At 39.4% G+C, this 26,749-nt stretch carries 25 protein-coding genes and 1 pseudogene; 21 read left to right on the forward strand and 5 right to left on the reverse strand.

Translation table 11 applies throughout. From position 1 onward, the window contains the following. The first annotated feature begins 1 nt into the window (after position 1). Positions 2-1,387 (forward strand): alanine/glycine:cation symporter family protein, encoded by a 1,386-nt coding sequence (locus BK584_RS23605; protein WP_078395140.1) that lies wholly within the window; start codon positions 2-4, stop codon positions 1,385-1,387. Between the two features lie 103 nt (positions 1,388-1,490). Continuing rightward, positions 1,491-2,825 (forward strand): oligosaccharide flippase family protein, encoded by a 1,335-nt coding sequence (locus tag BK584_RS23610; protein WP_078395143.1) that lies wholly within the window; start codon positions 1,491-1,493, stop codon positions 2,823-2,825. A gap of 47 nt (positions 2,826-2,872) precedes the next feature. Here the strand turns inward: BK584_RS23610 and BK584_RS23615 are convergent, their stop codons facing one another. Next, complete coding sequence (locus tag BK584_RS23615; RefSeq protein ID WP_245809037.1) at positions 2,873-4,360, reverse strand: glycoside hydrolase family 10-like protein; 1,488 nt, start codon at positions 4,358-4,360, stop codon at positions 2,873-2,875. A gap of 154 nt (positions 4,361-4,514) precedes the next feature. Beyond that, positions 4,515-6,134 (reverse strand): gamma-glutamyltransferase family protein, encoded by a 1,620-nt coding sequence (locus BK584_RS23620; protein WP_078395147.1) that lies wholly within the window; start codon positions 6,132-6,134, stop codon positions 4,515-4,517. A gap of 289 nt (positions 6,135-6,423) precedes the next feature. On the opposite strand from BK584_RS23620, the gene treP reads away from it, so the two are divergent. The 11 genes from treP (at position 6,424) to BK584_RS23675 (ending at position 18,976) form a co-directional block, all read left to right on the forward strand. Further along, positions 6,424-7,854: a PTS system trehalose-specific EIIBC component gene (gene treP, locus BK584_RS23625; protein ID WP_078395149.1), complete on the forward strand. Its 1,431-nt coding sequence runs from the start codon at positions 6,424-6,426 to the stop codon at positions 7,852-7,854. A 98-nt stretch (positions 7,855-7,952) separates the two neighbouring features. After that, positions 7,953-9,623 carry an alpha,alpha-phosphotrehalase gene (gene treC / locus BK584_RS23630; RefSeq protein ID WP_078395151.1) on the forward strand — a complete coding sequence of 557 codons (1,671 nt, stop codon included), beginning with the start codon at positions 7,953-7,955 and terminating at the stop codon, positions 9,621-9,623. Positions 9,624-9,632: 9 nt separating this feature from the next. Continuing rightward, positions 9,633-10,349: a trehalose operon repressor gene (gene treR / locus BK584_RS23635; RefSeq protein WP_078395153.1), complete on the forward strand. Its 717-nt coding sequence runs from the start codon at positions 9,633-9,635 to the stop codon at positions 10,347-10,349. Positions 10,350-10,421: 72 nt separating this feature from the next. Next, a complete protein-coding gene (locus BK584_RS23640) occupies positions 10,422-10,907 on the forward strand; it encodes a glutathione peroxidase (RefSeq protein WP_078395155.1) in 486 nt (161 codons plus the stop codon). Between the two features lie 52 nt (positions 10,908-10,959). Beyond that, positions 10,960-12,033, forward strand: coding sequence for a nitric oxide synthase oxygenase (locus BK584_RS23645; protein WP_078395157.1), 1,074 nt, complete (start codon positions 10,960-10,962; stop codon positions 12,031-12,033). A gap of 46 nt (positions 12,034-12,079) precedes the next feature. Continuing rightward, the gene (locus BK584_RS23650) at positions 12,080-13,960 is read left to right on the forward strand and encodes an ABC-F family ATP-binding cassette domain-containing protein (protein ID WP_078395159.1); all 1,881 of its coding nucleotides are present in this window, start codon (positions 12,080-12,082) and stop codon (positions 13,958-13,960) included. Between the two features lie 219 nt (positions 13,961-14,179). After that, a complete protein-coding gene (locus BK584_RS23655) occupies positions 14,180-14,944 on the forward strand; it encodes a DeoR/GlpR family DNA-binding transcription regulator (RefSeq protein ID WP_078395161.1) in 765 nt (254 codons plus the stop codon). Next, the gene (gene pfkB / locus BK584_RS23660; protein ID WP_078395164.1) at positions 14,941-15,855 is read left to right on the forward strand and encodes a 1-phosphofructokinase; all 915 of its coding nucleotides are present in this window, start codon (positions 14,941-14,943) and stop codon (positions 15,853-15,855) included. The genes BK584_RS23655 and pfkB overlap by 4 nt, the downstream gene beginning before the upstream one ends. Positions 15,856-15,889: 34 nt before the next feature. Then, positions 15,890-17,785 (forward strand): PTS fructose transporter subunit IIABC, encoded by a 1,896-nt coding sequence (locus BK584_RS23665; protein WP_078395167.1) that lies wholly within the window; start codon positions 15,890-15,892, stop codon positions 17,783-17,785. Between the two features lie 195 nt (positions 17,786-17,980). Next, positions 17,981-18,715, forward strand: coding sequence for a hypothetical protein (locus tag BK584_RS23670; RefSeq protein WP_078395170.1), 735 nt, complete (start codon positions 17,981-17,983; stop codon positions 18,713-18,715). A gap of 21 nt (positions 18,716-18,736) precedes the next feature. Then, positions 18,737-18,976 carry a protein YuzH gene (locus tag BK584_RS23675; protein ID WP_078395172.1) on the forward strand — a complete coding sequence of 80 codons (240 nt, stop codon included), beginning with the start codon at positions 18,737-18,739 and terminating at the stop codon, positions 18,974-18,976. Between the two features lie 21 nt (positions 18,977-18,997). Here the strand turns inward: BK584_RS23675 and mreBH are convergent, their stop codons facing one another. Then, positions 18,998-20,005 (reverse strand): rod-share determining protein MreBH, encoded by a 1,008-nt coding sequence (gene mreBH / locus BK584_RS23680; RefSeq protein WP_078395173.1) that lies wholly within the window; start codon positions 20,003-20,005, stop codon positions 18,998-19,000. 322 nt (positions 20,006-20,327) lie between these two features. Here mreBH and BK584_RS23685 point away from each other — a divergent pair, with 322 nt between their 5' ends. The 4 genes from BK584_RS23685 (at position 20,328) to BK584_RS23700 (ending at position 23,104) form a co-directional block, all read left to right on the forward strand. Continuing rightward, positions 20,328-20,720, forward strand: coding sequence for a thiol-disulfide oxidoreductase DCC family protein (locus BK584_RS23685; RefSeq protein ID WP_078395174.1), 393 nt, complete (start codon positions 20,328-20,330; stop codon positions 20,718-20,720). 197 nt (positions 20,721-20,917) lie between these two features. After that, on the forward strand, positions 20,918-22,285 hold the full coding sequence (locus BK584_RS23690) for a sodium-dependent transporter (RefSeq protein ID WP_078395177.1): 1,368 nt from the start codon (positions 20,918-20,920) through the stop codon (positions 22,283-22,285). A gap of 38 nt (positions 22,286-22,323) precedes the next feature. Continuing rightward, positions 22,324-22,644 (forward strand): hypothetical protein, encoded by a 321-nt coding sequence (locus tag BK584_RS23695; RefSeq protein WP_078395179.1) that lies wholly within the window; start codon positions 22,324-22,326, stop codon positions 22,642-22,644. A 181-nt stretch (positions 22,645-22,825) separates the two neighbouring features. After that, positions 22,826-23,104, forward strand: a complete 279-nt coding sequence (locus tag BK584_RS23700) for an AbrB/MazE/SpoVT family DNA-binding domain-containing protein (RefSeq protein ID WP_078395181.1) — start codon at positions 22,826-22,828, stop codon at positions 23,102-23,104. 115 nt (positions 23,105-23,219) lie between these two features. Here BK584_RS23700 and BK584_RS23705 read toward each other — a convergent pair whose 3' ends face one another. Further along, positions 23,220-23,471: a hypothetical protein gene (locus BK584_RS23705; RefSeq protein WP_054709907.1), complete on the reverse strand. Its 252-nt coding sequence runs from the start codon at positions 23,469-23,471 to the stop codon at positions 23,220-23,222. 155 nt (positions 23,472-23,626) lie between these two features. Here BK584_RS23705 and BK584_RS23710 point away from each other — a divergent pair. The 4 genes and pseudogenes from BK584_RS23710 to BK584_RS23725 all read left to right on the forward strand — a co-directional run bounded on the left by BK584_RS23710 (position 23,627) and on the right by BK584_RS23725 (position 26,568). After that, positions 23,627-24,394: pseudogene (locus BK584_RS23710) on the forward strand (ABC transporter ATP-binding protein). A 111-nt stretch (positions 24,395-24,505) separates the two neighbouring features. Next, positions 24,506-24,793: a hypothetical protein gene (locus BK584_RS23715; protein ID WP_078395183.1), complete on the forward strand. Its 288-nt coding sequence runs from the start codon at positions 24,506-24,508 to the stop codon at positions 24,791-24,793. A gap of 107 nt (positions 24,794-24,900) precedes the next feature. Continuing rightward, positions 24,901-25,590 carry a response regulator transcription factor gene (locus BK584_RS23720; protein WP_078395185.1) on the forward strand — a complete coding sequence of 230 codons (690 nt, stop codon included), beginning with the start codon at positions 24,901-24,903 and terminating at the stop codon, positions 25,588-25,590. 6 nt (positions 25,591-25,596) lie between these two features. Continuing rightward, the gene (locus BK584_RS23725) at positions 25,597-26,568 is read left to right on the forward strand and encodes a sensor histidine kinase (RefSeq protein ID WP_078395187.1); all 972 of its coding nucleotides are present in this window, start codon (positions 25,597-25,599) and stop codon (positions 26,566-26,568) included. Positions 26,569-26,575: 7 nt separating this feature from the next. Here BK584_RS23725 and BK584_RS24880 read toward each other — a convergent pair whose 3' ends face one another. After that, entirely contained in the window at positions 26,576-26,713 is a 138-nt protein-coding gene (locus tag BK584_RS24880) for a hypothetical protein (protein ID WP_169871503.1), read from the reverse strand. Between the last annotated feature and the right edge of the window lie 36 nt (positions 26,714-26,749).

The raw sequence follows: 26,749 nt of genomic DNA on the forward strand, positions 1-26,749 counted from the left end.
AATGGAGTCTTTTCACAATATTGTAGGGAGTATAAATGGTTTTACTTCTTATATACTTGTCTTCTCGCTTATTGCTACAGGGATTTATCTAACGATTCGGTCTCGGTTTGTTCAGTTTCGATTATTTCCAGAAATGTTTCGTGCGATAACTGAAAAGAAAACGAAGAAAGGTGAAGTCTCTGCATTTCAAGCCTTTTCTATTAGTGCTGCATCAAGGATTGGCGCAGCGAATATTTCTGGAGTAGCAATCGCTATTACGACAGGTGGACCCGGTGCTATTTTCTGGATGTGGGTAATTGCATTTATCGGGATGGCTACTGGTTTTATTGAAAGTATGCTCGCTCAGGTTTATAAAGTGAGAAAGGATAATCAGTTTCGGGGTGGACCGGCATACTATATAGAAAGAGCTTTAGGAAAGCGGTGGCTGGGTGTTGTATTTGCAATTTTAATTGCATTTACATTTGGTTTTATATTTAATTCTTTACAAGCAAATACGATTGCTGTTGCGATGGAAGAAGCGTTTGATTTTGAACCACTCATTCTTGGACTTATTATTTCACTTGTTGTAGGCATTATTATTTTTGGAGGGATTCGCTCAATTTCGGTTGTTTCATCAATCATAGTCCCAATAATGGCTGTTCTTTATCTGTCTGTAGTGTTGTTTGTTGTTGTAACGAATATAGAGGCTATACCTGGAGTGTTCTCATTAATTGTTGGAAGCGCGTTTGGGTTTCGTGAAGCATCAATCGGTATTTTTGTAGGACTTTTAATTGGCGCACAGCGCGGTTTGTTTTCAAACGAAGCAGGTATGGGGAGTGTACCAAATGCGGCTGCGACTGCAGATGTCTCTCATCCGGTTAAACAAGGACTTGTGCAGTCATTAGGTGTATTTTTTGATACAATTATCATCTGTTCTGCAACGGCTTTTGTTATTTTATTAACAGATGTTTATCAAACAACTGTTGATATCGAGGGAGTAGCTTTAACCCAAGCTTCGTTAAGTCAGTTAGTTGGAGATTGGGCAGTTCCATTCATTGCGATTGCCATTTTCTTTTTTGCTCTTTCTTCAATTATCGGCAATTATTATTATGGAGAAACCAATATTGCATTTATTAAAGAAGGTACGATCTGGTTACAGTTATACAGAGTAGCAGTAATGGGTATGATTGTATTTGGTACACTGGCGAGTATCCAGCTCGTATGGGATATGGCTGACTTATTTCAAGCATTTACAACAGTAATCAACTTAGTCGCTGTTATTCTGATTGGACGTATCTCATTTGCAGTTATTAATGATTACGTTAAACAGCGAAAACAAGGAAAAGATCCAGTTTTTAAAAGTAAAAACATCCCAGGCTTAAAAAATGCAGATACTTGGGATAAATAATACAAAGTATGCAAGTTCTCCTTTTAGAGAGCTTGCTTTTTTTTATGCGTAAATTCACACCTTGTCTCATACCATTTAAAGAGAGAAAAAGGAGAGATGAGAAGTGAATACGTTTTTTCGAGGAGTCCTCCTGTTGAGCGCGGCGGCTTTTATTGGAGAGTGCTTGGAATTTGTTATTAACGTCGTGTTGGCAAGAGAGTTAGGCGATGAGGCATTTGGTTTATATATGGCGATTTTGCCAACGATGTTATTTGTTGTTGTCTTAGCGAGTATCGAGCTTCCTGTGTCCATATCAAAGCTTGTAGCAGAAAAAGAGCCGAAGTATCATTGGGGTGTTCTTTTTAATGCGTTAAAGCTTGCGCTTGCCTGTGCCTTAACGGTAATGCTCATTGCAGTCCTTGTTTTGCCTCATTTGAGTGTGCTTAATAATTATCATACAGGTGTTAAATGGATGCTCATTTTTCTCGTACCTGTTATTACGTTTTCTTCCGTTGCAAAAGGGTACTTAATAGGTGCCCAACAAACATCAAAAATTGCCATTGCGAATTTATTAAAACGAGCGGCACAGCTTATTGGGTTGTTAATTGTATTTCAATTGTTTTCTCTATCAAGTGATCTCGCAATTTTTATGGCGCTTCTCGCGCTTAAGCTCAGTGAATTGCTTGTTTTGTTTTATTTAGTTATTGTCTTTATTCGCAAGATTGGTCAGACAAAAAAAGCGTACCCACAAAAACAAGTAAGTCAAAAAGAAGTTCAGAAAAAACTACTAGCTGTTTCGGTGCCAACGACGGGGTTACGTATCTTTCATTCCATTACTTTTGCCGTAAAGCCCTTTCTAATAACAAAAGCACTGTCAAATGCCGGTATGATGGAGAGCGTTGCGATGATACAATACGGAAAGTTAGCTGGGATTGCCTTTACGATCGGATTTTTTCCTGCTTTTATCGCTCATGCGTTGTTAGTTGTTCTCATACCGATCGTTTCTGATGCTTATGCAAAGCGTAAGTATGATGTGCTCCATTATTACTTAAGGTTATCAATGCTAATGACAATGGCGTACGGTTTGCCAGTTGTGCTTGTGTTCTATTTCTTTGCTGAACCAATTACAACGATGTTTTTTGGTCCATCGCCAGCTGCTGGCTATTTACAAGTGCTGATTCCTTATTTTCTCTTTCACTATTGCGCCACACCTTTGCAAGCATATTTAATTGGGATTGGGTTAGTGAAAGATGCATTTTTGCATTCTCTTTATGCGACTACCGTTTCATTCTGTTTAATGATATCCCTTGGGTCGATGCCTAGCTTGCAAATGAATGGTATTATTTTAGGAATGAATATGAGTGCTGTTTTACTCACGTTGCTTCATTACATTACGATCTGTAAAAAGCTAAAACTAAATGTACTAATGAGACCAGGTGAGAGCTGGTTGTTTCGTTAATAAAGATAAAGCTTCCTTATAAAAGGAGGCTTTATCTGGACCGCGTGCTATTGAACTATTTGTTCTTTGCCGACACTTTCGTGGTGTAATCGATCTAGAGCGGTCACAACATAAGTGTAGGTTCGATGAGGCTCTGCAGTCGTGTCTAAAAAGGCAGTTTCAGATCCCGTTTTACGGACGGTCGTCATTAGAGCAGCTGCGTCTTCAATCGAACCAACTTCAGTTCCATCAAATCGATAGACTGCAAAATAAGTTGATTCATCGCTATTATCAAACACTTTTAAGACGGTACCCTTACTAATTCGTTCTGTTTCAATAGCGGATGGAGAAGGCGGCGCCTCTCCACCGAGCCATGGCATTACTGGTATAAGAGCTGGTTGTGCATACTCACTTTGAATCAATTGATCCCTCGAGCCAAGACGATTGGCACGTAGATCTTTCAAACTAAAATGCATACTTCCGTGAACACCGCTTCGATCTCGCATATATGCGATCTGCCGTGGGTACTCATTTGGATCATGCCACTCTGGAACACTGTTTACGCCAATTTTGTAAGCAGCTTGACCGACGTAAAAGTGAGTGTTTGTTTCAGTGGTTTCGTCTTGCCACCAATCAACTAGTACGTCAAAAGCAGCTGCCGCAAATCCGATATTCCAATAAATTTGGGGCGTAATGTAGTCAATGGAACCATGTTGAATCCAATGTCTTGTATCGGCGTAAAGGTCATCATAGTTTTGAACACCAGCACGGGTGTTGGAGCCTGTAGGGTCCGTGTTTGAGTTTCGCCAAACACCAAATGGACTAATGCCAAATTTCACATGGCTTTTTTCTACTTTGATTGATTGTTGAATGGAAGAAACAAGGGTATTTACGTTATTACGACGCCAATCAGCTCTGTTCGTGAAACCTTCACCATGCTCAGCGAAGGATGCATTGTCTGGAAAAGGAACGCCTGCAATTGGATATGGATAAAAATAGTCATCCATATGAATGGCATCCACATCGTAATTTGTAACAATTTCATTAACACCATCGACTAGAAACTGTTGAACAGCAGGAATGCCAGGGTCAAAGTATAATTGGTTACCATAAGCGACAGTCCACTCTGGATTTTCCCGAGCCGGGTGTCCAGTGGCTAAACGATCGAGGTCAGTGTGATTCATTGTAATTCGGTACGGGTTAATCCATGCGTGAAATTCGAGATTCCGCTTGTGTGCTTCCTCCACCATAAAAGCCAGTGGATCATAGCCTGGGTCTTGGCCTTGGACCCCAGTTAAGTATTCGGACCATGGACCATATTCAGAAGGATAAAAGCTGTCTGCGGTTGGTTTAATTTGAACAACAACTGCATTCATCCCCATTTCAGTGGTTTCTTCTAGTTGGGCAATAAACTCTTCTTTTTGTACTTCTGCAGGAGCGCCTTTACGTGTGGGCCAGTCAATGTTATTCACACTTGCAATCCATACGGCACGTAACTCTCGTTTTGGACTGTCGCTTTCTGCGTGAACAATCTCATTTCCGAATGCAAGAACCAGTGGAACACTGAATAAACTGAGTAACCATTTTTTCACTGGACTGTCCTCCAATTTTCGTAATTTTCCGTGCTTCCTTTAGTTTAATGGAAATAGAAGGGAATTTGTATTGGGATAATCAAAAAAAACGTGGATTTATCCACGTTTTTCTATTTGATTACCAGACAGCAATATGCCCATCTGTTCTTGATTCGGTTCCGCCTGCCAATACACCTGTTTTTGGATTACGCCAAATGATTTGACCTCGACCGAAGCTGCCACTATCTAATGCGACTTGAATGTGATGGCCTTTACGTGCAAGGGCTTGAGCAATATCGTTTGGAAAAGTCGGTTCCACTAAGACTTTTTTGTCTCCTGTCCATTGCCAACGAGGAGCGTCAAGTGTTGCTTGAGGATTTAATTGAAAGTCAATTGTATTCATAATCACTTGAACGTGACCTTGAGGTTGCATAAAACCACCCATAACACCGAAAGGACCAACTGCATCTTTTCCTTTCGTTAAGAACCCAGGAATGATCGTATGGTAAGTTCGTTTCCCTGGTTCCAGGCTATTTTCATGTTCGGGATCTAAAGAAAAATTATTGCCTCGATTCTGCATACCAATTCCTGTATTGGGAACAACAATACCAGAACCAAAACCCATATAATTGGATTGGATAAAAGAGACCATATTTCCTTCAGCATCTGCTGTTGCCAAATAGACAGTGCCACCTTTTTGTGGTTCCCCTGGTTGAGGCGTTAACGCTTCTTCGCTTATGAATGAACGACGTTCCGCTGCATACTTATCTGATAAAAGTGTTTCAACAGGAACACTCATATGGGTTTTGTCGGTGATATACGTTTGTCCATCGATAAAGGCTAATTTTAATGCTTCAATTTGTTTATGGAACGTGTCAATGCTTTCTTTTACATGAAAATCGAAACCTTTAAGGATATTTAATGCTTCTAGGGCAACAAGCCCTTGACCAGCAGGAGGAATCTCCCATACATCGTATCCTCGATAAGAAACAGAGATCGGGTCTACCCATTCCGGTTGATATACTTCTAGATCAGATTTGCGTAAGAAACCGTTATGCTTTTGAAAAAAAGCATCAATTTCATCTGCTAATTCTCCTCTATAAAAAGCCTCAGCCTTTGTTTCCGCAATTAAACGTAACGTACGTGCGTGTCCTTTAGAACGCCAAATCTCACCTACTTCTGGCGCTTTCCCATTCGGTGCAAATGTCTCAAACCAATGTGCAAATTCAGGTCCACTTAATTTTTCTTTAAAGGAAGCGACACCTCGTTTCCAAAAATGGGCTAAGGTAGGGGAAATGGGGTAGCCGTTTTCAGCATAGTGAATGGCGGGTTCTAAAACGTCGTAAAACGGCAATTTCCCGAAACGTTCTGATAACTTCGCCCATGCACTTGGAGCACCGGGAACAGTAACAGGGATCATTCCATATGTAGGCATTTCATCTTTGTAGCCTGCTTTGGCAACTGCTTCTCTTGAAAGTTTCTGTGGTGCGGGTCCGCTAGCATCGAGACCGTATAATGTATCTTTTACCCAAACAAGAGCAAAGGCATCTGCGCCAATCCCGTTAGAAGTAGGTTCTACGACGGTTAAACAAGCAGCTGTAGCAATGGCTGCATCAATCGCATTACCTCCTTTTTTAAGGATATCTCTTCCAGCCTGTGCAGCTAATGGTTGAGAGGTGGCGACCATACCATTTTGTCCATAGACGACATTACGGGTGGAAGCGTAAGGATAAGATTGTGAATCAAAACGAACGTTCATGCAAAAACCTCCTGATGAAATGATCTACTCTTTCATCATAAAGTGAAGTGGTAGTTTCGTAAAGAAGAAGACGTTAGAAGATTCTCCAAAATGATGTTACTACATTTGTAATAAGTATTAGTAATAAGGGCATCTTAGTAAAAGTTGGTTTCTGTCGAAAAAAGAAGATTGTAGTTGACTAATTTGTATATACAGGTTATGATCAAATCGTCATCACATATTTGTATATACAAGTTTAAAGTGAAGAACGAAACGGCGTTTTGAAAACGCTGACAAAGGAGGAGAAAAAATGGCGGTAAACTATAAAAAATCTGCTCAGCAGATTTTAGAAGCCATTGGCGGCGAAGAAAACATTTCGTCTGCTACTCATTGTGTAACACGTCTGCGATTGGTATTGCATGACGAAGATCAAGTTGATACAAAAAAATTGGAATCGCTTGATTTAGTAAAAGGAACCTTTTCAGCTAACGGTCAGTTCCAAATAATATTAGGAAATGGCGTTGTCGATAAAGTGTATAAAGAAATGATGGCCCTTACAGGTCGTGAAGAACAAAGCAAAGACGATGTAAAGGAAGAAGCAGCGAAAAAAGGAAACCCGTTGCAGCGGGCAATTAAAGTCCTCGCAGACGTCTTTATACCAATCTTGCCAGCAATTGTAACAGCTGGTTTGTTAATGGGTCTAAACAATGTTTTAACAGGAGCAGACATTTTTTATAATGATGCTTCAATAATTGACGTACATCCTCAATGGGCTGATTTTGCAGACATTATTAATGTGATTGCTAGTACCGCCTTTACTTTTCTCCCAGCCTTAATTGGTTGGTCGGCAGTGAAACGTTTTGGTGGTAGTCCACTACTCGGAATTGTCCTAGGATTGATTCTTGTTAATCCAGCACTACTAAGTGCATGGGATTATGGGAATGCGCGGGAAGCAGGAGAGATACCTGTATGGAATTTATTTGGATTAGAGATTCAACAATTAGGTTATCAAGGTCAAGTGTTGCCAGTTTTTGTTGCCTCCATTATATTAGCGAAAATTGAAGTTTTTTTGCGTAAGCGAATCCCAGATGCTTTCCACTTGCTTACTGTTGCGCCAATTGCATTGCTCGTAACAAGTTTTGTCACGTTTATCGCCGTCGGTCCGCTAACGTTTGCCATTGGTAACGGCATAGCAGACGGTTTTATCTGGTTGTTTGCTGCAGTGCCAGCAATTGCAGGTTTTTTATACGGCATTATTTATGGACCGCTTGTTATTACAGGCATGCACCATACGTTCTTAGCAGTTGACCTTCAATTAACAAGTGGGGATACTGGTGGAACGTTCTTATGGCCAATTCTCGCTTTATCAAATATTGCACAAGGTTCCGCTGCCTTTGCAATGTACTTTATCTTGAAAAATAAAAATCTAAAAGGGCTTGCAAGTACATCAGGACTTTCAGCTTGGTTAGGGATTACGGAACCTGCTCTGTTTGGAGTGAACTTACGTTTTCGTTTTCCATTCTTCGCAGCGATCATTAGTTCAGGCCTTGCAGGTATGTTTATATCCATGCAGCACGTTCTTGCCCATACAGTTGGGGTAGGTGGTGTTCCTGGGATCTTTGTTATCCAGCCTGGAAGTTGGGGCGCATTTGCTATCGGAATGGCAATCGTAATAGCTCTTCCATTCTTGATAACACTTCTGTATGGAAAGATTCGTAATCCTAAAAGTTTAAGTGAATAATAAAGAAGGAGGGCTGCCGATGCAGTCCTTTTTTTGAACTTGTATATACAAGTGTGTTAAACTAATAATTATTAGAGATAGAGAAGGGATGAAGACAAATGGAATGGTGGAGAAAAAGTACAGTTTATCAAATATATCCAAAGAGCTTTAATGATACAACTGGGAACGGCGTTGGTGATTTACAAGGCATTATTGAAAAGCTTGATTATTTAAAAAAGCTGGGGATAGATGTTATTTGGCTGACACCTGTTTATGCATCACCACAAAATGACAATGGATACGATATCTCCGATTACTTTGCAATTCATGAAGAGTATGGGGCGATGGAGGATTTTGATCGTTTGCTTGCGGAAACACATAAACGTGGTATGAAATTAATTATGGACTTAGTTGTAAACCATACATCAACAGAGCATGCTTGGTTCCAAAATGCAAAACTTAGTCAAGATGCAAAGTATCGCGATTTTTATATATGGAAAGAAAGCAGTGAAGGTGACGTGCCAACGAACTGGCAATCAAAGTTTGGCGGTTCTGCGTGGGAATGGAATGAGGCAACAAACGATTATTATTTGCATTTGTTTGATGTGACTCAAGGGGATTTAAACTGGGAAAATGAAGAGTTGCGCAAAGCCGTTTATGATATGATGCATTTTTGGTTTGAAAAAGGGATCGATGGCTTCCGATTAGACGTCGTGAATTTGATCTCTAAAGATCAACGTTTTCCAAATGACGATGGCAGCATAGCACCTGGAGATGGTAGGAAGTTTTATACAGATGGACCGAGAGTTCATGAATTCCTTCATGAAATGAATCAACAAGTTCTATCAAAATACGACAGTATGACGGTCGGTGAGATGTCTTCAACAACGATTGAGGATTGCATTAAATACACAAATCCAGAACGCCAAGAGTTGTCAATGACGTTTAATTTTCATCATTTAAAAGTCGATTACCCAAATGGAGAAAAATGGACGGTTGCTGATTTTGACTTTACTCAATTAAAAGAGATTTTATCTAAGTGGCAAGTGCGCATGAATGAAGGTGGAGGCTGGAATGCACTATTCTGGTGCAACCATGACCAACCACGAGTTGTAAGTAGATATGGTGATGACGGTAAGTACCACGAGAAATCAGCAAAGATGCTTGCTGCTACCATTCACCTGATGCAAGGTACTCCTTATGTATATCAAGGGGAAGAATTTGGGATGACAAATCCAGGCTTTGACGAAATCGGACAGTATCGTGATGTTGAATCATTAAACATTTACGATAAATTAAAAAGTGAAGGCGTGAGTGAAGATGAAATCATGGCGATCTTAAAACAAAAATCTCGTGACAATTCTCGTACTCCCGTGCAGTGGAATGGAAGTGAGCAAGCTGGTTTTACAACGGGAACTCCGTGGATAGAAGTAGCTAAAAACTATTCAACGATTAACGCAGAAATCGCTGTTCAGGACCCAGAATCTATTTTTTATTTCTATCAAAAATTGATTTCATTGCGTAAAGAGTACGATATCATTACAACGGGAGATTATACGCTTTTATCACCAGATGATCAAAACGTATTTGCTTATTTACGTGACAACGGGAAAGAACAATTGCTTGTGGTTTCGAATTTTTATGGAAAAAATACGGAATTCATTTGTCCTGATTCTGTGGTATCGTTAGAAACGACGCAGCTAATAGGGAACTATGAGCAAAAGCGACCACTTGAGAAAAAGATCTCGCTTGCGCCATATGAGACCGTAGCATTTCATTTAATAAAGTAGGTCGATACAGTGAAAAGTAAGTTTCAATTAATTTATCAACAACTAGTAAAAGCAATGGCGGATGGAAGATATGTGCCGGGAGATACACTGCCATCTGAAAACGAATTAACGGAAACGTTTGGTGCCTCAAGAGAAACCATTCGAAAAGCATTAAAGATGCTGTCTGAACATGGATATATCCAAAAAATACAAGGGAAAGGGTCAGTCGTGCTTGATGTTGCACGACTTGACTTTCCTGTATCTGGTGTCACTAGTTTTCAGGAGTTAAACGATAAGCTAGGCATAGAAGCGCAAACAGATGTGATTTCTTTTGCGGAAGACTTTGCGGATGCAGACATGGCGGACAAATTGGAAACGGATGAGGGCTCACGTGTATATAAAGTTGCTCGTGTTCGAACAATTGATGGTGAACGAATTATTTTAGACAAGGATCTTTTTCTAGCGGATGCTGTGCCTCACTTAACAGCTGAAATTAGTAAGGGCAGTATTTATCATTATGTAGAAGAAGAGTTAAAGCTTGTCATTAGCTTTGCCAAAAAAGAAATTGTTGTGGAACAAGCAACTGCCGAAGATGTTGTATGTTTAGATGTGAAAACAGGAAGTCAAATCGTTGTAGTACGAAGCCATACGTATCTTGAGGACGCAACGTTATTTCAATTTACAGAGTCTCGACATCGCCCCGACCGTTTTCGCTTTGTTGAGTTTGCAAGAAGAAATAAACTGTAAGCAAATTAGTTTAATGGACTGTGGTTTTCACGTATACTGAAAGAAATAAGTTAAGCCAAGGAGTGAGTGTTCGTGTCCGTTTACGATTACACCGTTAAAACAAGCAAAGGTGAAGACTTTTCTTTATCAGAATACACGGGTGATGTGTTGCTAATTGTGAACACAGCTACTAAATGTGGCTTTGCATCTCAATTCGATGGGCTTGAACAATTGCATCAATCGTTTAATGAGGATGGCCTTAGAGTACTAGGGTTTCCAAGCAATCAATTTATGAGTCAAGAACCAACATCTGATGATGAGATGGAGAATGTTTGCAAGGTTAATTTTGGCGTGACTTTCCCTTTATTTGCAAAAACGAATGTAAAAGGCAAAGAGGCAAACTCGTTGTTTAAGCATTTAAAAAGTGAGAAAAAAGGCACGATAGGCGAAGAAATTAAATGGAATTTCACTAAATTTCTCGTCAATCGTAAAGGCGAAGTGGTCGGACGGTACGCACCACAAACAAAGCCTAAGCAAATTGAAGAAGATATAAAAAAAGAGTTGGAAAAACAGGCTTAGTTAAAAACTGTGTAGCGTCGGGCTGCGCGGTTTTTTTTAGGAGGAAGTCCATATGGTATCAACTATGGAAGAAGTTGCCATCGAATATTTGACTCAATATTATACAGAAAATGAGTTACCTGAATTAGATCGTCGAGTTAACGAAGTGAGAAAGATGATTAAGCAAACAGGTACATATGTTCACACGCGCGGAGAACTTGCATATGGAGCAAAATTAGCATGGCGTAATAGCAACCGCTGTATCGGTCGCCTGTTTTGGGAACGGCTCAATATTCTTGATGAGAGAAGTTTAAATACAGAACAAGGAGTTGCCCAAGCCCTCTTTAGGCATATCGAGTATGCGACTAACAAGGGCAAGGTTATTCCAACAATTACTGTATTTAAACAGGGATCACGTATTCGTATATGGAACCATCAACTTATCCGTTATGCTGGCTATCAACATGGGGAATATGTGGTAGGAGACCCTGCTTCCATCGAGCTTACACAGATTTGTGAACAGCTTGGATGGCAAGGGGCAGGCACCGATTTTGATCTTCTGCCTCTTGTGATTTCTATTGATGGGAAAGAACCAATTTGGTTTAAAATTCCAGATGATTTAATGATGGAAGTAGAATTAAGACACCCAAAATATGCTGCATTTGAACTACTCCAGTTAAAATGGTACGCAGTTCCCATTATATCTGATATGCGGATGGAAATTGGGGGACTTACTTATTATAGCGCGCCATTCAATGGCTGGTATATGGGTACGGAAATAGGCGCTCGTAATCTAGCGGATGAGTATCGTTATAATCGCTTAGAACAAGTCGCAGATGTGCTTGGAATTGAAACAAAAAAAGAGTCTTTCTTATGGCGTGATGAGGCACTCGTAGAATTAAACAAAGCTGTGCTTCATTCTTTTCAGTCTGCTAATGTCAGCATTGTTGATCATCATACGGCAGCAAAACAGTTTCAACAGTTTATAAAAGCAGAAGAGAAGCAAGGTCGAAAAACGACAGGAGATTGGACGTGGCTTATTCCACCTATGTCTCCTGCTCAAACGCGAATATTCCATCAAAGTTTTGAAAATGAGTGGCAATCGCCAAACTTCTACTATGAGAAAGCACCTTATGAAGTAGATTAATGTGCTATACTGCAAAGATACAAAAAGGGATTAAAGGAAGATGTGCATGAGTGTATTACGAGTAGAGGACTTAACAAAGTCTTTTGGAGAAAAGATCTTGTTTCAATCAATTGAATTTTCCTTAACGAAAGGAGATCGAATTGGATTATTAGGTGTGAATGGAACTGGTAAATCAACGTTATTAAAAGTAATTGCAGGTATTGAAGGAAAAGAAGAAGGCACCCTTTTCCATGCCAATGATTTTTCATTTGAGTATTTGCCACAGCAACCCGATTTGCCAGATGATGAAACGGTAATTGGATACATTTATAAAGGTGATTCAGAAGTCATGAAGGCGGTGGCCAATTATGAAAGAGGGCTTGCTGCTCTTGAAGAGGATCCAGCAAATGAACAGTTACAAACTGGATTAATTAAGCTTCAAGCTGAAATGGATAAAGTTGATGCTTGGGAAGCTGGAACACAAGCAAAAACGATCTTAACTAAACTAGGTATTACTCAATTGTCAGCTCAGCTTGGTACATTATCTGGTGGTCAGAAAAAGCGTGTTGCGATTGCAAGAGCTTTGATTCAACCTGTTGATTTACTTTTGTTAGATGAGCCCACAAACCATTTAGACCATGCGACGGTTGAATGGTTAGAAGGTTATTTAAAACAGTACCGTGGTGCCCTTATTGTCATCACCCATGACCGCTACTTTTTGAACCGAGTGGCTAACACGATATTTGAGTTATCAGAGGGGAATTTGTATCGGTATACGGGGAACTTTGAAACCTATTTAGAGGCAAAAGCGGAACGGGAAGCACAAGCAGAGCAAGCGGAAGACAAAAGGCGAAATTTGCTACGCCGTGAACTTGCTTGGTTAAGGAGAGGTGCGAAAGCACGGACAACAAAGCAAAAAGCCCGTATTCAACGAGTCGAAGCTCTTGATGCTCAAGAGGGACCTAAATCGCGCGCGCAATTAGATGTAGCAATTGGTTCACATCGACTTGGAAAACAAGTAATCGAACTTGAAAATGTAAGGAAAACGTTTAAAAACAATACGTTGTTTCATGATTTGTCTTACCTTATTACAAAAGATGAGCGACTTGGTATTATTGGTGAGAATGGTAGTGGGAAAACAACGTTATTGAATTTAATGGCGGGTCGAATTTCTCCAGATGCAGGAGAAGTCCATGTTGGTGAAACCGTTCGAATTGGGTATTATACGCAAGAGGATGCAGAGCTTAATGGGGACTTACGTGTCGTTGATTACATTAAAGAAATCGCCGAAGTCGTCTATACAGCAAAAGGGGATCAAATTACAGCAGAGCAAATGTTGGAGCGATTCATGTTCCCGCGTTCTCAGCAATGGACGTACATTAGACGCTTGTCAGGTGGTGAGAAGCGTAGACTGTATTTGCTAAGGATATTAATGAGTGAACCGAATGTGCTCTTTCTAGATGAACCAACAAATGATCTTGATGTTGAAACATTAGCGATCTTGGAAGATTATTTGGATACATTTCCTGGTGTTGTTGTAACTGTTTCTCACGATCGTTATTTTCTTGATCGTGTCGTTGATAAAATGCTCATCTTCACAGATGGAAAAGTGGAGCGTTACCAAGGGGATTACACGTACTACTTAGAAGAAAAGCAGCAAAAAGTGGAGCCTGTAAAGCAGGATAAATCGTTTGTCGTACCGGAACGGAAAAAAGAGAACAGGAAACTTTCGTATAACGAACAACGTGAATGGGATCAGATTGATGATCAAATAGAAAAAATGGAAGAAAAACAACAACAGCTTGAAGAGCAAATTACACAAGCCGGTAGTGATTACGGAAAAATTGCTGATTTAATGAAAGAAAAAGAAGCCCTTGATGCAATGCTTGAAGAAACACTTGAGCGGTGGACAGAATTAGCTGAAAAGGTGGAAGCACTAAACGAATAATTGAGTGACCGCAGCTTGTGCTGCGGTCATTTGTTTTTGTAAAATAACATGTATGCTGTTTGATAGATCGTGTACGATAATCATTATACGATTCGTGCATGAATGAGATAAAACAAAATAGTGGAAGAAAATGCAAGACTATTATTGGATGAAAATGATTGATAATGATCGTTTTTGATTGTATACTAACTATATAAAGAGAGCAGAGGTGTGTTTCCCGTGTTGACATTGGAGAGACAGGAGAAAATACTTGAGCTTCTTCACACCCATGAAGTGGTTAAAATACAAGATATTATTGTAGGAACAGGTGCTTCAGAATCAACGATTCGCCGTGATCTAACGGAACTTGAACAAGAAAAGAAATTAAAGCGTATTCATGGCGGTGCAACGTTGTTGCAAAAAAAACGTGATGAACCAACAATGGAACAAAAAACGTTCAAAAACCGTCAGGAAAAAATAAAAATAGCTAAAAAAGCAGCTGAACTGGTTGAAGAAGGAGATTGTCTGTTTTTGGATGCTGGTAGTACTACAATTGAAATGATTCCGTTTCTAAAAGGAAAAAATATCGTTGTTGTCACAAATGGATTAATGAATATTACTGCCTTGCTTGATGCAGAAATTGAAACCCATGTGCTTGGGGGGCATGTTAAGAAGGGGACACATGCATTTGTTGGTAGAAGTGCACTTGAAACGATTGAATCGTTTCGCTTTGATTGTGTATTTATGGGAACAAATGGTGTAACAGCCAATGATGGATGTACAACACCAGACCCAGAAGAAGCTTTTATTAAAGCACAAGCAATTAAGCTGGCAAGGAATGCGTTTGTCTTAGCAGATCATACGAAATTTGGTGATATTGCCTTCTCTAAGTTTACAGATGTGAATAAAGTGACGCTTGTTACGAGCTCTTATGTCAAACAAGAAAACGCACGCCTCTTTGAACAATTAACAGCTAGAACGACAATTGAGGTGGTAGAACTATGATTTACACGGTCACTCTAAATCCAGCGATGGACTACTTTGTTTCTCTAGATGCTTTAGCGCTAGGGGGAGTGAATCGAACGAAAGCAGATCACAAAGCGCCAGGTGGAAAAGGCATTAACGTCTCACGAGTATTAAAACGTATGGGCCACAATAGTACGGCGCTTGGTTTTATCGGTGGCTTTACTGGTGAATACATTAAAGCGGCTGTAAAGGATGAGCATATCGGAGCTTCCTTTATTCAAGTTGATGGAGACACGCGTATCAACGTTAAAATTAAAGCACAGGAAGAGTCAGAACTAAATGGTGTTTCTCCCCATATTTCAGCAGAGAATCTAGAAAAATTACAAGCTCAATTTGCAAACCTTGGAGAAGGTGACGCGATTGTTTTGGCTGGGAGTGTTCCACCGGCAATAAAAGCAGATGTGTACGCAACATGGACGAGGCAATTAAAAAAACAAGGTGTGAAGGTTTATGTTGATACAAGTGGAGCTGCATTAACTAATGTGATTCACGCCGAGCCCACGTTTATTAAACCTAATCATCATGAGTTAAGTGAGCTGGCCGGGGCAGAAATATCTTCAGTAAAAGAAGCGGCCCCCCATGTAAAAGCTCTAATCGATCAAGGTATTGAGTGTGTACTCGTTACATTTGCCGGTGATGGTGCTCTGCTTGCAACAGCGGAGACGATGCTTTTTGCAAACACACCAAAAGGAATAGTGAAAAATTCAGTTGGTGCAGGTGATTCAACGGTCGCTGGTTTTGTATGTGCAATAGAAGAAGGTAAAACGCTTGTTGATGCATTTCGTTTTGCAGTTGCTTCAGGAAGTGCAACCGCATTTTCTACTGGTTTTGCTGAACGAGAAACGATCGAAGCATTGATGGAAGAAGTACAAGTAACGTCATTTCATTGATCTATATTTTATAAACGGAAAGGGGTAGGTAGGGATGAAAATTTCTGATTTACTCAAACAAGATACGATGATTCTTGATTTGCAATCGTCATCGAAAGCAGAAGTCATTGAAGAGTTGGTTTCTAAATTAGACGAAGCCGGACGTCTCAATAATAAAGAAGATTACATGAAGGCGATTTGGGCTCGTGAAGAACAGAGCACAACTGGTCTCGGAGAAGGAATTGCGATTCCTCATGCCAAAACAGCGGCTGTAAAAACACCTGCAATTGCTTTTGGTCGTTCGAAAGAAGGAATTGATTATGAGGCACTTGATGGGCAACCAAGTCACTTATTTTTTATGATTGCTGCTTCGGAAGGAGCAAATAACGAACATTTAGCAACGTTATCAAAGTTGTCAACGTTCTTAATGGATGACTCTTTTAGGAAGAACTTATTAAGTGCTACGTCATTAAATGATGTTATTTCAACGATTGATACCAAAGAAGCTGAAGAAGAGCAGGCAGAAGAAGAGGAAGCGAACGAAACCACTTCTGCAGATGCGGATATATTCATTCTTGGTGTAACGGGTTGTCCAACTGGTATTGCCCACACTTATATGGCTGCGGATGCCCTTAAAAAGGAAGCGCAGGAACGTGGGTACAAAATTAAAATAGAAACAAATGGGTCTGGTGGGGTGAAAAGTAAATTAACCCAAGAAGACATTGATCGGGCAAACGGGATTATTGTGGCAGCCGATACGAAAGTGGAAATGGATCGTTTTGATGGTAAAAAAATTGTCATTGCACCTGTAGCTGATGGTGTTCGTAAACCTGGGAAGTTAATTGATCGTGCTCTCACTGGTGAAGAACCAGTCTACCATGGCGATGGCAATAAAAGTGGAGCTGAAGAAAATACAGGCAGCAAACAGTCATTTGGAAACAGCATCTACAAACATTTAATGAACGGTGTTTCAAATATGTTACCGTTTGTTATTGGTGGCGGAATTTTACTAGCTATTAGCTTCTTATTTGAGTCGGACTGGTTTCTTGGTGAAGACAATGTCATTACAGATATTTTAGGTACAATTGGTGGAGACAATGCCTTCGCGCTGTTTATTCCAGTGCTAGCGGCGTTTATTGCAATGAGTATCGCCGATCGTCCTGGTTTTGCACCTGGTTTGATAGCTGGTTATATGGCTTTTAACAATGATGCAGGGTTTTTAGGTGGATTAATTGCCGGTTTCCTTGCAGGGTATATAGCGTTACTTGTCAAAAAGCTTTTATCAGGAATGCCTCAGGCACTCGAAGGGTTGCGGACCATTTTATTTACCCCTGTGTTAAACATCTTATTTACTGGTGTGATTATGTTCTTCTTAGTTGCTCCCCTTGCATCGGTAAATTTGGGTTTACAAAATTGGCTTGGAGATTTAGGTACAGGCAACATGGTTATTCTAGGGATTGTCCTTGGTGTGATGATGGCAATTGATATGGGGGGACCGATTAATAAAGCCGCCTATACATTTGGGATTGCGATGCTTGATGCTGGAAACTTAGGGCCACAAGCAGCTGTCATGGCAGCTGGGATGGTGCCTCCGCTTGGGATTGCAATTGCTACAACGTTTTGGAAGCATAAGTTTACAAAACAACAACGTGAGTCAGGGCGCACAAACTATGTTCTTGGTGCTTCTTTTATTACTGAAGGGGCGATTCCTTTTGCCGCTGCAGATCCAATTCGGGTAATTTCTGCAAGTGTTGTTGGTGCAGGTATTGCTGGTGGGCTTACTGGTCTGTTCCAAATTGCATTACCAGCTCCTCATGGTGGGGTTTTTACAATGTTCTTAGTGAACGAAAGCACATTCTCGTATATCGGATTGTATGCACTTGCTATCGTCATTGGTGCAGTTGTTACAGGTGTTTTATACGGACTAATAAAAAAACCAATTCAAAAGTAAATGGAAACACTCACCTAGTTGGCCTAGGTGAGTGTTTTTGTTAAAGTCTGTCTAGAAGGTAAAGCAATCCAATTAGCTGTAGAGACAAAACCGTTGAAAAATGCACAGCCTATTGAAAGCATATCCGTAGTTTTACATAGAAGTTGTTTTAATTATGTATGGAAGCGGGAAGGGAATAGAAAAGGGGGGAGTCAATTGAACAAACAAAGGAAACAACTCTTTTTTTCTGAAGGGATCCACTCTCCTTTTCCCAAAGAAAGTATTCTCATCTATGAACCTTTTTGGCAATTAGGTATTGTTTGTAATAAAGAAGACCAGATGAAACGATTAGAAAGCTTACTTGGAGTTGAGAGTTCTAGGGAAGAAAGAAATTTCGTCCAAAAGCGTTTAATTTCGCAAAAGCAAGCTGTAAAAGATGCACTTGATAAAGGGGAAGTGGTTGCATGGGTTGGACCATCTGCCGCTGAAGAGCTTGCATTTATGGAACTCGCTCAAACGCTGCCATCAACGGAAAACCTTGTTCTACGAATCATCTCTGGTCCTTTGCAACTACGTGAACGAGCTCCTGAATTAGTAAAGCAACTAACAGAATATGCACCATTTACGAAGAAAGAATGGAGTGCGTTTCTCCCTGTTTTTAGTGAGATGGAGACAGAGAAGTTAGCGGAGCGTATAGAACCATTTGTGTATAAAATGAGGTCAGAAAACTATTTTGATGCAGAATTACTAGTACGTTTATCAAAAAATGGAAAGCCAATGCGACCGGCTAAACTACTAGGAGAGATGTATGCAAAACGTCCAGATTTTCCCGTTCCTTTTTTCAGAAAACGGATTAAGTTTCTCATTGAAACAGGTATTATAGAGAGAGTTGGAAACGAGATTTCTGTTCATTCTAAGGTTCAACCGTCTGGAGACCATGATAGAGAATAAAATTGAAAGGGTCGCTGTTGTATGAAGATGCTATCCTTTTCTTATCAGCGTAGAAATCAAATGAAGGCGATGTTTAGTCGTTTTCCAGAGTCTGTTGTTACATTCCAAATGATCCGTTCTTACTACTTTGTGTACACGATTCGGTGGTCAGAGAATGATCCAATTGTGGTGAAGGAAGATCTTATTGAAATGGAGTGGTTATTAAACAAGGAGCTAGGTTTAGAAAATGAGTATTTAAATCGAAAACGCGTCAGCTTTTAGTGAAAGCTGACGCGTTTTGGCTTAGACAGAAGCTTTTTGAAGTTTGTCAATAAAAGTTAAGGAACGGCCGGTACCGATTGCGACGGATTCGAGAGGATTAGCAGCAATATGAACTGGGACAAAAATCTCGTCAGCGATCCAATCTTGTAATCCGTTTAACAATGCACCACCGCCAGTTAATAATACTCCGCGGTCAACGATGTCGCCGCTTAATTCTGGTGGGCAGTCCTCAAGCGTTGAACGAAGTGCTTCTAGCAATTGCATAAGCAGTTCACTCATAGCCTCTTGGATCTCGTGCGAGTGTAATTCAATCGTTTTTGGTAGGCCGTTTACAAGATCTCTTCCACGAACGTCCATCGTTCTTTTTTCGTGTTGTATCGGCGCATGACCAATTTCCATCTTTATCTGTTCAGCTGTACGTTCACCGATCAAGACATTGTATGTTTTACGAACATACTGGATAATGGCTTCGTCAAATTTGTCACCACCAACACGCACGGAGTTCGAGGAGACTACACCCCCGTAAGAAATAATAGCCACTTCAGTTGTTCCGCCACCGATATCAACAACAACATTGGCTGTTGGTTCTTCTACGGGAAGGTCTGCCCCAATTGCTGCTGCAACTGGTTCTTCAATAATGTGCACATTTTTTGCACCGCAGCTCCGCACCGCGTCTAGGATAGCTCTGCGTTCAACCGATGTAGATCCTGTTGGCGCACAAACAACCACATTAGGTTTACGTAAGGCTAGCCCCATGTTTTTACTTGCTTTACGCATAATTTCTTTAAGTAAACTTGCGGTCACGTCAAAATCGGCAATAACCCCGTCACGTAGAGGTCTGACAGCAACGATGTGAGATGGCGTTTTACCGACCATATTTTTTGCATCGGTGCCAATTGCGAGAACATCTCGCGTATTTGTATTTAGAGCGACCACTGACGGTTCGTTTAAGATAATTCCTTTTTCTTTACTATAAACAAGTATGTTAGCTGTTCCTAAATCAATCCCAATTTGGGCGGTTGAAAACATATCGTCACCACTTTTCTACCATTATTCATCACTAGCAGTAAGTGTAACAAGCAAGCTAAGGAAGTAAAAGGGGAAAAGGTTGGAAATACTATGTAGAATGATGTCGGAAATTGAGGCGAATTTCCTGGTTTGTTACACAAATGTAAAGAAGCACCTGCTTTAGGTGCTTCTTAAGGTGGGGGGAGGGATTAAGTCATGCTAATTATGTGGGGGAAAACAAGTATACGAATTAGATTCCCTCTTACTCTTTTTGGTACCCCTTATTCAAATTTTAAAACCTATTTAAACTAAAAATGTTAAACTGAATAGGAGGTGATAAAGTGTGAGCGGTATTGTTTTATTTGATGGGGAGTGCAATTTATGCAATCGAGCAGTTGATTTTATCATTCGTTATGACCGTAAAAAGCATTATCAATTTGCTTCTTTACAGTCGGACTTAGGTATTCTATTAAAAAAAGAGTTCGGTTTAAGCGACGATCTTGATTCTATAGTCGTAATTGAACATAATCAGGCGTTTATAAAAAGTGACGCAGCTATGCAAATTATTCCAAAATTATCTGTTTATTGGCAACCATTACGCGTACTGAAATTCTTACCAAAGTTAGTTCGCGAACGAATGTATGAATGGATAGCACGAAACAGACTTCGCTGGTTTGGCGAAAAAGACACATGTCGTTTGCCAAAACCAGAAGAAAGGGATCGGTTTCTTTCTTAATTAGGTTGCCTGGGGGATCTTGTTTTGTTACGATTAAAAAATCTTATTAAGAAAGTAACGCGTATAGCCAGTAACAATTGTTTTCCAAAAAAATAAATCTGCTATATGAATGCAAGAATGTCCTCTTAATTGAGGCTTCTTATGTAAGTTCATTGCGTCTTTGGATTGGTTATGCAATAAAGGAGAAACATAACATCATGTCTACATCACAACAATGGTCATCAAAACTAGGTTTTTTGTATGCAACTGCAGGTAGTGCAATCGGTCTTGGAGCGATTTGGAAATTTCCTTATATCGCCGGGACGAGTGGCGGTGGCGCTTTTTTTGTGCTTTTTTTAAGCTTTACTCTTCTCATTGGGGTACCACTTTTAATTGGAGAGTACATGTTAGGTCGTAATTCAAAAGCAGATGCCATCACAACGTATCGAAAAATTGCTCCTAAATCGATTTGGCAGGCGACTGGTTGGCTCGGGGTTATTACTTGTTTTTTAATTCTTTCGTTTTATAGCGTTATTGGTGGTTGGTCGATTCTTTATTTAGGATCTTCGCTTACTGGACAATTAACTGGTCTAGACGCAGATGGATTTAGCATTCGATTTGGAGAGCTAATATCAAATCCATACTTAGCTGTTGGCGCCCAAGCATTGTTCCTCGGACTATCCGCAGGAATTGTCGCAAAAGGCGTGCAAAAAGGAATTGAGCGGGCGAGCAAATGGATGATTCCAGCATTGTTTATACTGTTAATTGTACTAGCAGCTTACTCTTTAACACTTGAAGGTGCTAGAGAAGGGCTCTCATTTTTATTTAAACCTGATTGGAGTAATGTCTCCAGCGATGTTGTGTTATTTGCTCTAGGTCAGTCTTTTTTCGCCCTTTCTCTTGGTGTCTCGGTAATGGTGACGTTAAGTTCATATGCTTCCAAAAAGCAAGATTTGCCTATGTCAGCAATGACTCTTGGAGGCATGAATATAGTAGTGTCAATACTTGCAGGAATTGTCATTTTTCCAGGTGTGTTTACGTTTAATTTAGAACCTAGTGAAGGTCCAACTTTAATTTTTGCTGCTGTACCAACAGTTTTTTCGCAAATGCCTTATGGGCAGCTTCTTGTTATTTTATTTTTTATTTTATTTTTCTTTGCAGCCTTAAGTACAGCTTTTTCGCTCTTGGAGATTATCGTTGCTGCATTTATAAAAGGTGACGTCACTAAAAGACAAAAAAGCAGTTGGATCTTTGCGTTTTTTGTCCTACTAATGGGTGTACCTTCTACACTATCATTTGGACTAATTGAAAACTGGCAGTTTTTTGGAATGCCTTTCTTTGATTTTATTGATTTTACCGTGTCTAATATTTTTATGCCAATTGGTGCATTGTTAATTAGTTTGTTTCTTTTGTTTAAAGTGCGTCGTAGTGTGTTGCTAGGAGAATTTAAACAAGGTAGTATATTTGGGCGCCGCTTATTTGCAGTTTGGTATGCAATAATGGCAATTATTGTTCCTGTTGCTATTACAGTCGTTCTCGTTGATCAATTGTTCGGGTTAAACATATTGTCCCTACTATTCACTTAATTATGTTATAATAGAAAAAAGCACGAGGGGGCATCATTGTGAATCAGACAGAGTTGCATAGCTACCTAGAGGATAAACTTGGTAAGGCAAAGACGCAGTTCGAACGAACAATTGATTGCAAACACACGGAATTTGATGATCTCTACCCATATATGACTGAGCAACCACAGTTTTTTTGGTATAAACGTTATGTAGCTTGGCAAGAATTGTTAACACTTGTGCAAGTAGCTAAAGAATCAGAATTTGATTGGATCGCGCTTTTTTCAAAAAAGCAAACCAATTATATTGAGACACGTGTACTAGATGCGAAAGTACTTGATAATTGGTATGAAGAAAAAACAGCTGATTCAACATCATGAATCGTCCACCTGCAGCCTTTGCTGCAGGTGTTTTTTTGATGCGAAGACATACATCGGACTAAACAAAGGGCAATAAAAGAAAAATTTGGCGAATGATAAGAATAAATATTTTGAAAAAGGTGGTATGTAAAGCGTTAACATGGTTTAATTGTGTGGAGACAAATTAAAGGGGGTTGACTAAATGAAAGCGACGGGAATTGTAAGAAAAGTGGACCAGTTAGGACGTATTGTTGTTCCAAAAGAATTACGGAAAACAATGGGAATTGATATTGGGACACCACTTGAAATTTATGTCGAAGATGATCGAGTGGTTGTGAAGAAGTACGAACCTTCGATGAAAACATGTATGGTGACAGGAGAGTCTTCTAATGAGCATTTTATGCTTGCCGAAGGGAATGTTGTTTTAAGTAGAAGAGCGGCAATTGACTTGTTAAAAGAGCTAGAAGCTAAAGTTGGTTAAGGTAAAGTTCGGAATTATTCCGATAGAATATAGAATCTATTGCCTGACCTATTTGTTTGGTCTAAAAGAAGCCCCACTAAGTAGAAAAGCTGCTGTGGAGCTTCTTTAGTAGCGCTTATGAAAGAGAGATAGAAGCGTATTCTTGGCTATAGATCTCTTTAATTTCCTCGCCAATATCTTCTTCTAGTTCCTCTCTGCTAGGAATTTCATCGTAGTTTTGTACAATCTGAAAGGATTGAATCGATAATAACAAATATGGATATTTTTCCGTTGGATCTAGAGCTAGTACATAAAGGTTTTTATCAACCGTACAGATGAAATCTCCTGCTCCTTCAACATTTCGTTTGCCGTCAACATGAATCTCCATATGTCCTGCTCCTCTCTTTTTTTTGCATTTTAGCCAATCTAGCAAATAAATATACCTTACATCGTTGTAAGGTAAATGTTAGGAAGATCGATAGTTCTTTTCTCTATGCTCTTGTAACATAAAGGAACAAACAACGAATATTAGAGGTGAAGAGAATGTTGAAACTCGATCATATTACGAAAGTCTATCAAGGAAAAGTTCCTTACCAAGCGTTAACAGAGGTTTCGTTTTCAGTTCATACAGGAGAATTTGTAAGTATTATGGGTCCTTCTGGGAGTGGAAAAACAACGCTATTAAATATGGTGGCAAACACCGACTCACTCACATCTGGTAAGCTTTTTATTAAAGAAATAGAACCACACTTATTAAATAAAGATGAGCTGGCTGATTTTAGAAGGACTCAATTAGGGTTTGTCTTTCAACAGTTTCATTTACTTGATACATTAACAATCGCAGAGAACATGGTCTTACCATAAACTTTGGCAAACGCATCTGTAAAAGAAATGGAACAAAAGCTAGCCACAATGTTAAACCGCTTAGATTTAAGTGAACATGCTCATAAAAGAACATACGAAATATCTGGTGGACAGGCACAACGTGCAGCAATTGGGCGTGCGCTTATTCATCAACCAAACCTTGTTCTTTGTGATGAGCCCACAGGTAATTTAGATTCTAAGGCAACAAAAGACGTCCTCAACTTATTAACGGATTTAAAGACAGAAATGGACACGACAATCTTAATGGTAACCCACGATGCTGAGGCTGCGAGCTATTGTGATCGTGTATTGTTTCTAAAAGACGGTCAAATATATAATGAGCTTTATAAATCAAACAATCGTTATGCCTTTTATGAGCAAATTTCGAATGTGCTTATAGCTATGGGGGGTGATGATAATGACGTTTCGACAATTCGCTTTTCGTAATAGTTGGCGCAATAAAGGGACGTATGCCGCTTTTCTTTTATTGCCGTACTGACAGGTATTGTGTTTTTTTTAACGGCGGGTAGTTTCTTATATTTCAGGCTATATACAGATTTGCCTACAGATAAAAAACGTTTTGATGTTTTAAGAAAACTTAGTTTAAAAGAGAAAGAATTAAAACGAATCGTCTCAATTGAAACGGGAGTCCTCTTTTTTATGCCGTTTGTAGTAGCTGGCATTCATTCTGTTTTTGCTTTTTGGGCACTGCAGTCTATGTACACTTTAAGCATTAATCGTTCAATGACAATGGTCTTAATTATCTTTACAATTGCGCAATTGCTTTATTATTGGTTAATGAAAAGGCATTATATGAACCGATTGTTAAGTATGATAGGTGAATAAGTTTTAGGTAGAGGCAGACTATGCTCCTGCTTCTTTTTTTTGTCAAAAACCTATGATGAAAAATTAAAATCAAGTATGCTAATATCATTAGCGTATGAGGTGATGATATGAGCGGTAAAATCGTTGTTGTTGAAGATGATGAGCAGTTAAGTAGAATTCTTGCCGATAAATTAACAAAGTACCAATATAAAGTTATTTGCCATAGTGGAAGCAAAGACTTATTGGAGTTAATAACAGTAGAGCAACCAGAGCTTGTCTTGCTTGATATTAATCTTCCAACGTATGATGGCTTTTATTGGTGCCGACAGATTCGGAGCCAATCGAAATGCCCCATTCTTTTTATTTCAGCGCGAGAATCGGAATTGGATCAGATTAGAGCGCTGGAAAATGGTGGTGATGATTATGTGGCTAAACCTTTTACTACAGAGGTTTTAATTGCTAAAGTTCGGAGCCATATTCGTAGAGCATATGGAGAGTATGCAAGTGGTGGTCATCAAACGATTGATTGTGGGGAGTTACGATTAAGTTATGACAAGCTTGAACTAAAATTCCGTAATCAAACGTCATTTTTATCAAAAAAAGAAGCATTGTTACTGCAGCTATTAATGAAAAAACAATCTGGGGTTGTTGATCGGCAAATGATTTTGTCAAAGCTTTGGGATGAAAGTGAATTTATTGATGAGAATACGTTAAATGTAAACATTTCGAGAGTACGAAAACAATTACAGCTTATTCAAGCGCCACACCGAGTAATAGCTGTCCGGGGCATTGGTTACCGTTTAACAGAAGGGGAGTAACAGTGATTGAAGTTGTTTATAAAAGATCAACTTATTCTAATTATTATCTATATCGTCCAAGCCCTTGTTTTCTCAAGTGTTATGCTGCTTGCCTCAAATATAACTTGGTTACTTCTTTTGTATGCCCATTTCTTAAGCTTGCTTATATTTGGCATTTATCTAATCGTACGCTATTATCAATTAAAGCCGTATTATGAGCAATTGGAAAAACAACAGATACAAGATCATGATTTTTACATAAAAGGAACGGGCCCAATTATAAAAGCACATAATCAATTGTTAAATCAGTTTTATCAAGTGCATCAAAATGAGATACAAACACTAAAAGCAAACAAACATCAACATGTGAAATTTATGACTCAATGGGTTCATCAAATGAAAACTCCCGTTGCGGTAATGGAAATGATTGCTGAAGACCAACCTGAAAAAGTTCAGTTAGAGAATGAACTTGCCCGGTTAAATAAAGGATTGCAGCTCGCTTTGCACGCGGCGAGATTTGATAAGTTTGAAGAGGACTTTCATATAAAAAAAGTATGGATATTCCCTCTCGTTCGGAAGCTTATTCAGCAGAATAAACGGTTATTTATCTTCAATGAATTGTTTCCAAAAATCGAAGTGGATGAGGATGTTATCGTACATACAGATCCAAAATGGCTTGAGTTTATGGTTGAACAATTACTAGTAAATGCGATCAAATACAGTTATAAACAAACGACTGTCGTTGTTCGATATGAGGAGAATATTCTTTCCGTAATTGATGCCGGTATAGGGATTGTTGAAGAGGATTTACCTCGAATCACTAGACCATTCTACACAGGTAACAATGGGAGAAGTCATGGGGAATCTACTGGAATGGGACTTTATTTAGTAAATGAGATTGCAAAAAAGCTTTCAATGGAACTCACGTTTCGCTCAACGCTTGGTGAAGGAACCATAGCTTCTATTCAGTTGAAAAAAGCCCAAGTATCTGGGCTTTAAGAACGCATTACTTTTCTTGTTTTTTTGATGTTGATTTATTTGTTCCATTATCAACTAATTCACTTGCAACTTCTTCATTAAATAATGATTCGGTTGGTGTCTGATTGTTTGTTAATGCTTTTTTTGATTGTTTGTTTCGTTTCAAGTTTATCCACCTCCACGCATACTATGTCCGCAACAT

Origin of the sequence: Shouchella patagoniensis, from assembly GCF_002019705.1 — a bacterium.
GTDB classification, from domain to species: Bacteria; Bacillota; Bacilli; order Bacillales; family Bacillaceae_D; genus Shouchella; species Shouchella patagoniensis.

Excerpts from the sequence above, each read along its gene's own strand:
- BK584_RS23605 (WP_078395140.1), top strand. The coding sequence starts at position 2 with ATGGAGTCTTTTCACAATATTGTAGGGAGTATAAATGGTTTTACTTCT.
- BK584_RS23620 (WP_078395147.1), bottom strand. The coding sequence starts at position 6,134 with ATGAACGTTCGTTTTGATTCACAATCTTATCCTTACGCTTCCACCCGT.
- treP (WP_078395149.1), top strand. The coding sequence starts at position 6,424 with ATGGCGGTAAACTATAAAAAATCTGCTCAGCAGATTTTAGAAGCCATT.
- treC (WP_078395151.1), top strand. The coding sequence starts at position 7,953 with ATGGAATGGTGGAGAAAAAGTACAGTTTATCAAATATATCCAAAGAGC.
- BK584_RS23645 (WP_078395157.1), top strand. The coding sequence starts at position 10,960 with ATGGTATCAACTATGGAAGAAGTTGCCATCGAATATTTGACTCAATAT.
- BK584_RS23650 (WP_078395159.1), top strand. The coding sequence starts at position 12,080 with ATGAGTGTATTACGAGTAGAGGACTTAACAAAGTCTTTTGGAGAAAAG.
- pfkB (WP_078395164.1), top strand. The coding sequence starts at position 14,941 with ATGATTTACACGGTCACTCTAAATCCAGCGATGGACTACTTTGTTTCT.
- BK584_RS23665 (WP_078395167.1), top strand. The coding sequence starts at position 15,890 with ATGAAAATTTCTGATTTACTCAAACAAGATACGATGATTCTTGATTTG.
- BK584_RS23675 (WP_078395172.1), top strand. The coding sequence starts at position 18,737 with ATGAAGATGCTATCCTTTTCTTATCAGCGTAGAAATCAAATGAAGGCG.
- mreBH (WP_078395173.1), bottom strand. The coding sequence starts at position 20,005 with ATGTTTTCAACCGCCCAAATTGGGATTGATTTAGGAACAGCTAACATA.
- BK584_RS23690 (WP_078395177.1), top strand. The coding sequence starts at position 20,918 with ATGTCTACATCACAACAATGGTCATCAAAACTAGGTTTTTTGTATGCA.
- BK584_RS23700 (WP_078395181.1), top strand. The coding sequence starts at position 22,826 with ATGAAAGCGACGGGAATTGTAAGAAAAGTGGACCAGTTAGGACGTATT.
- BK584_RS23705 (WP_054709907.1), bottom strand. The coding sequence starts at position 23,471 with ATGGAGATTCATGTTGACGGCAAACGAAATGTTGAAGGAGCAGGAGAT.
- BK584_RS23720 (WP_078395185.1), top strand. The coding sequence starts at position 24,901 with ATGAGCGGTAAAATCGTTGTTGTTGAAGATGATGAGCAGTTAAGTAGA.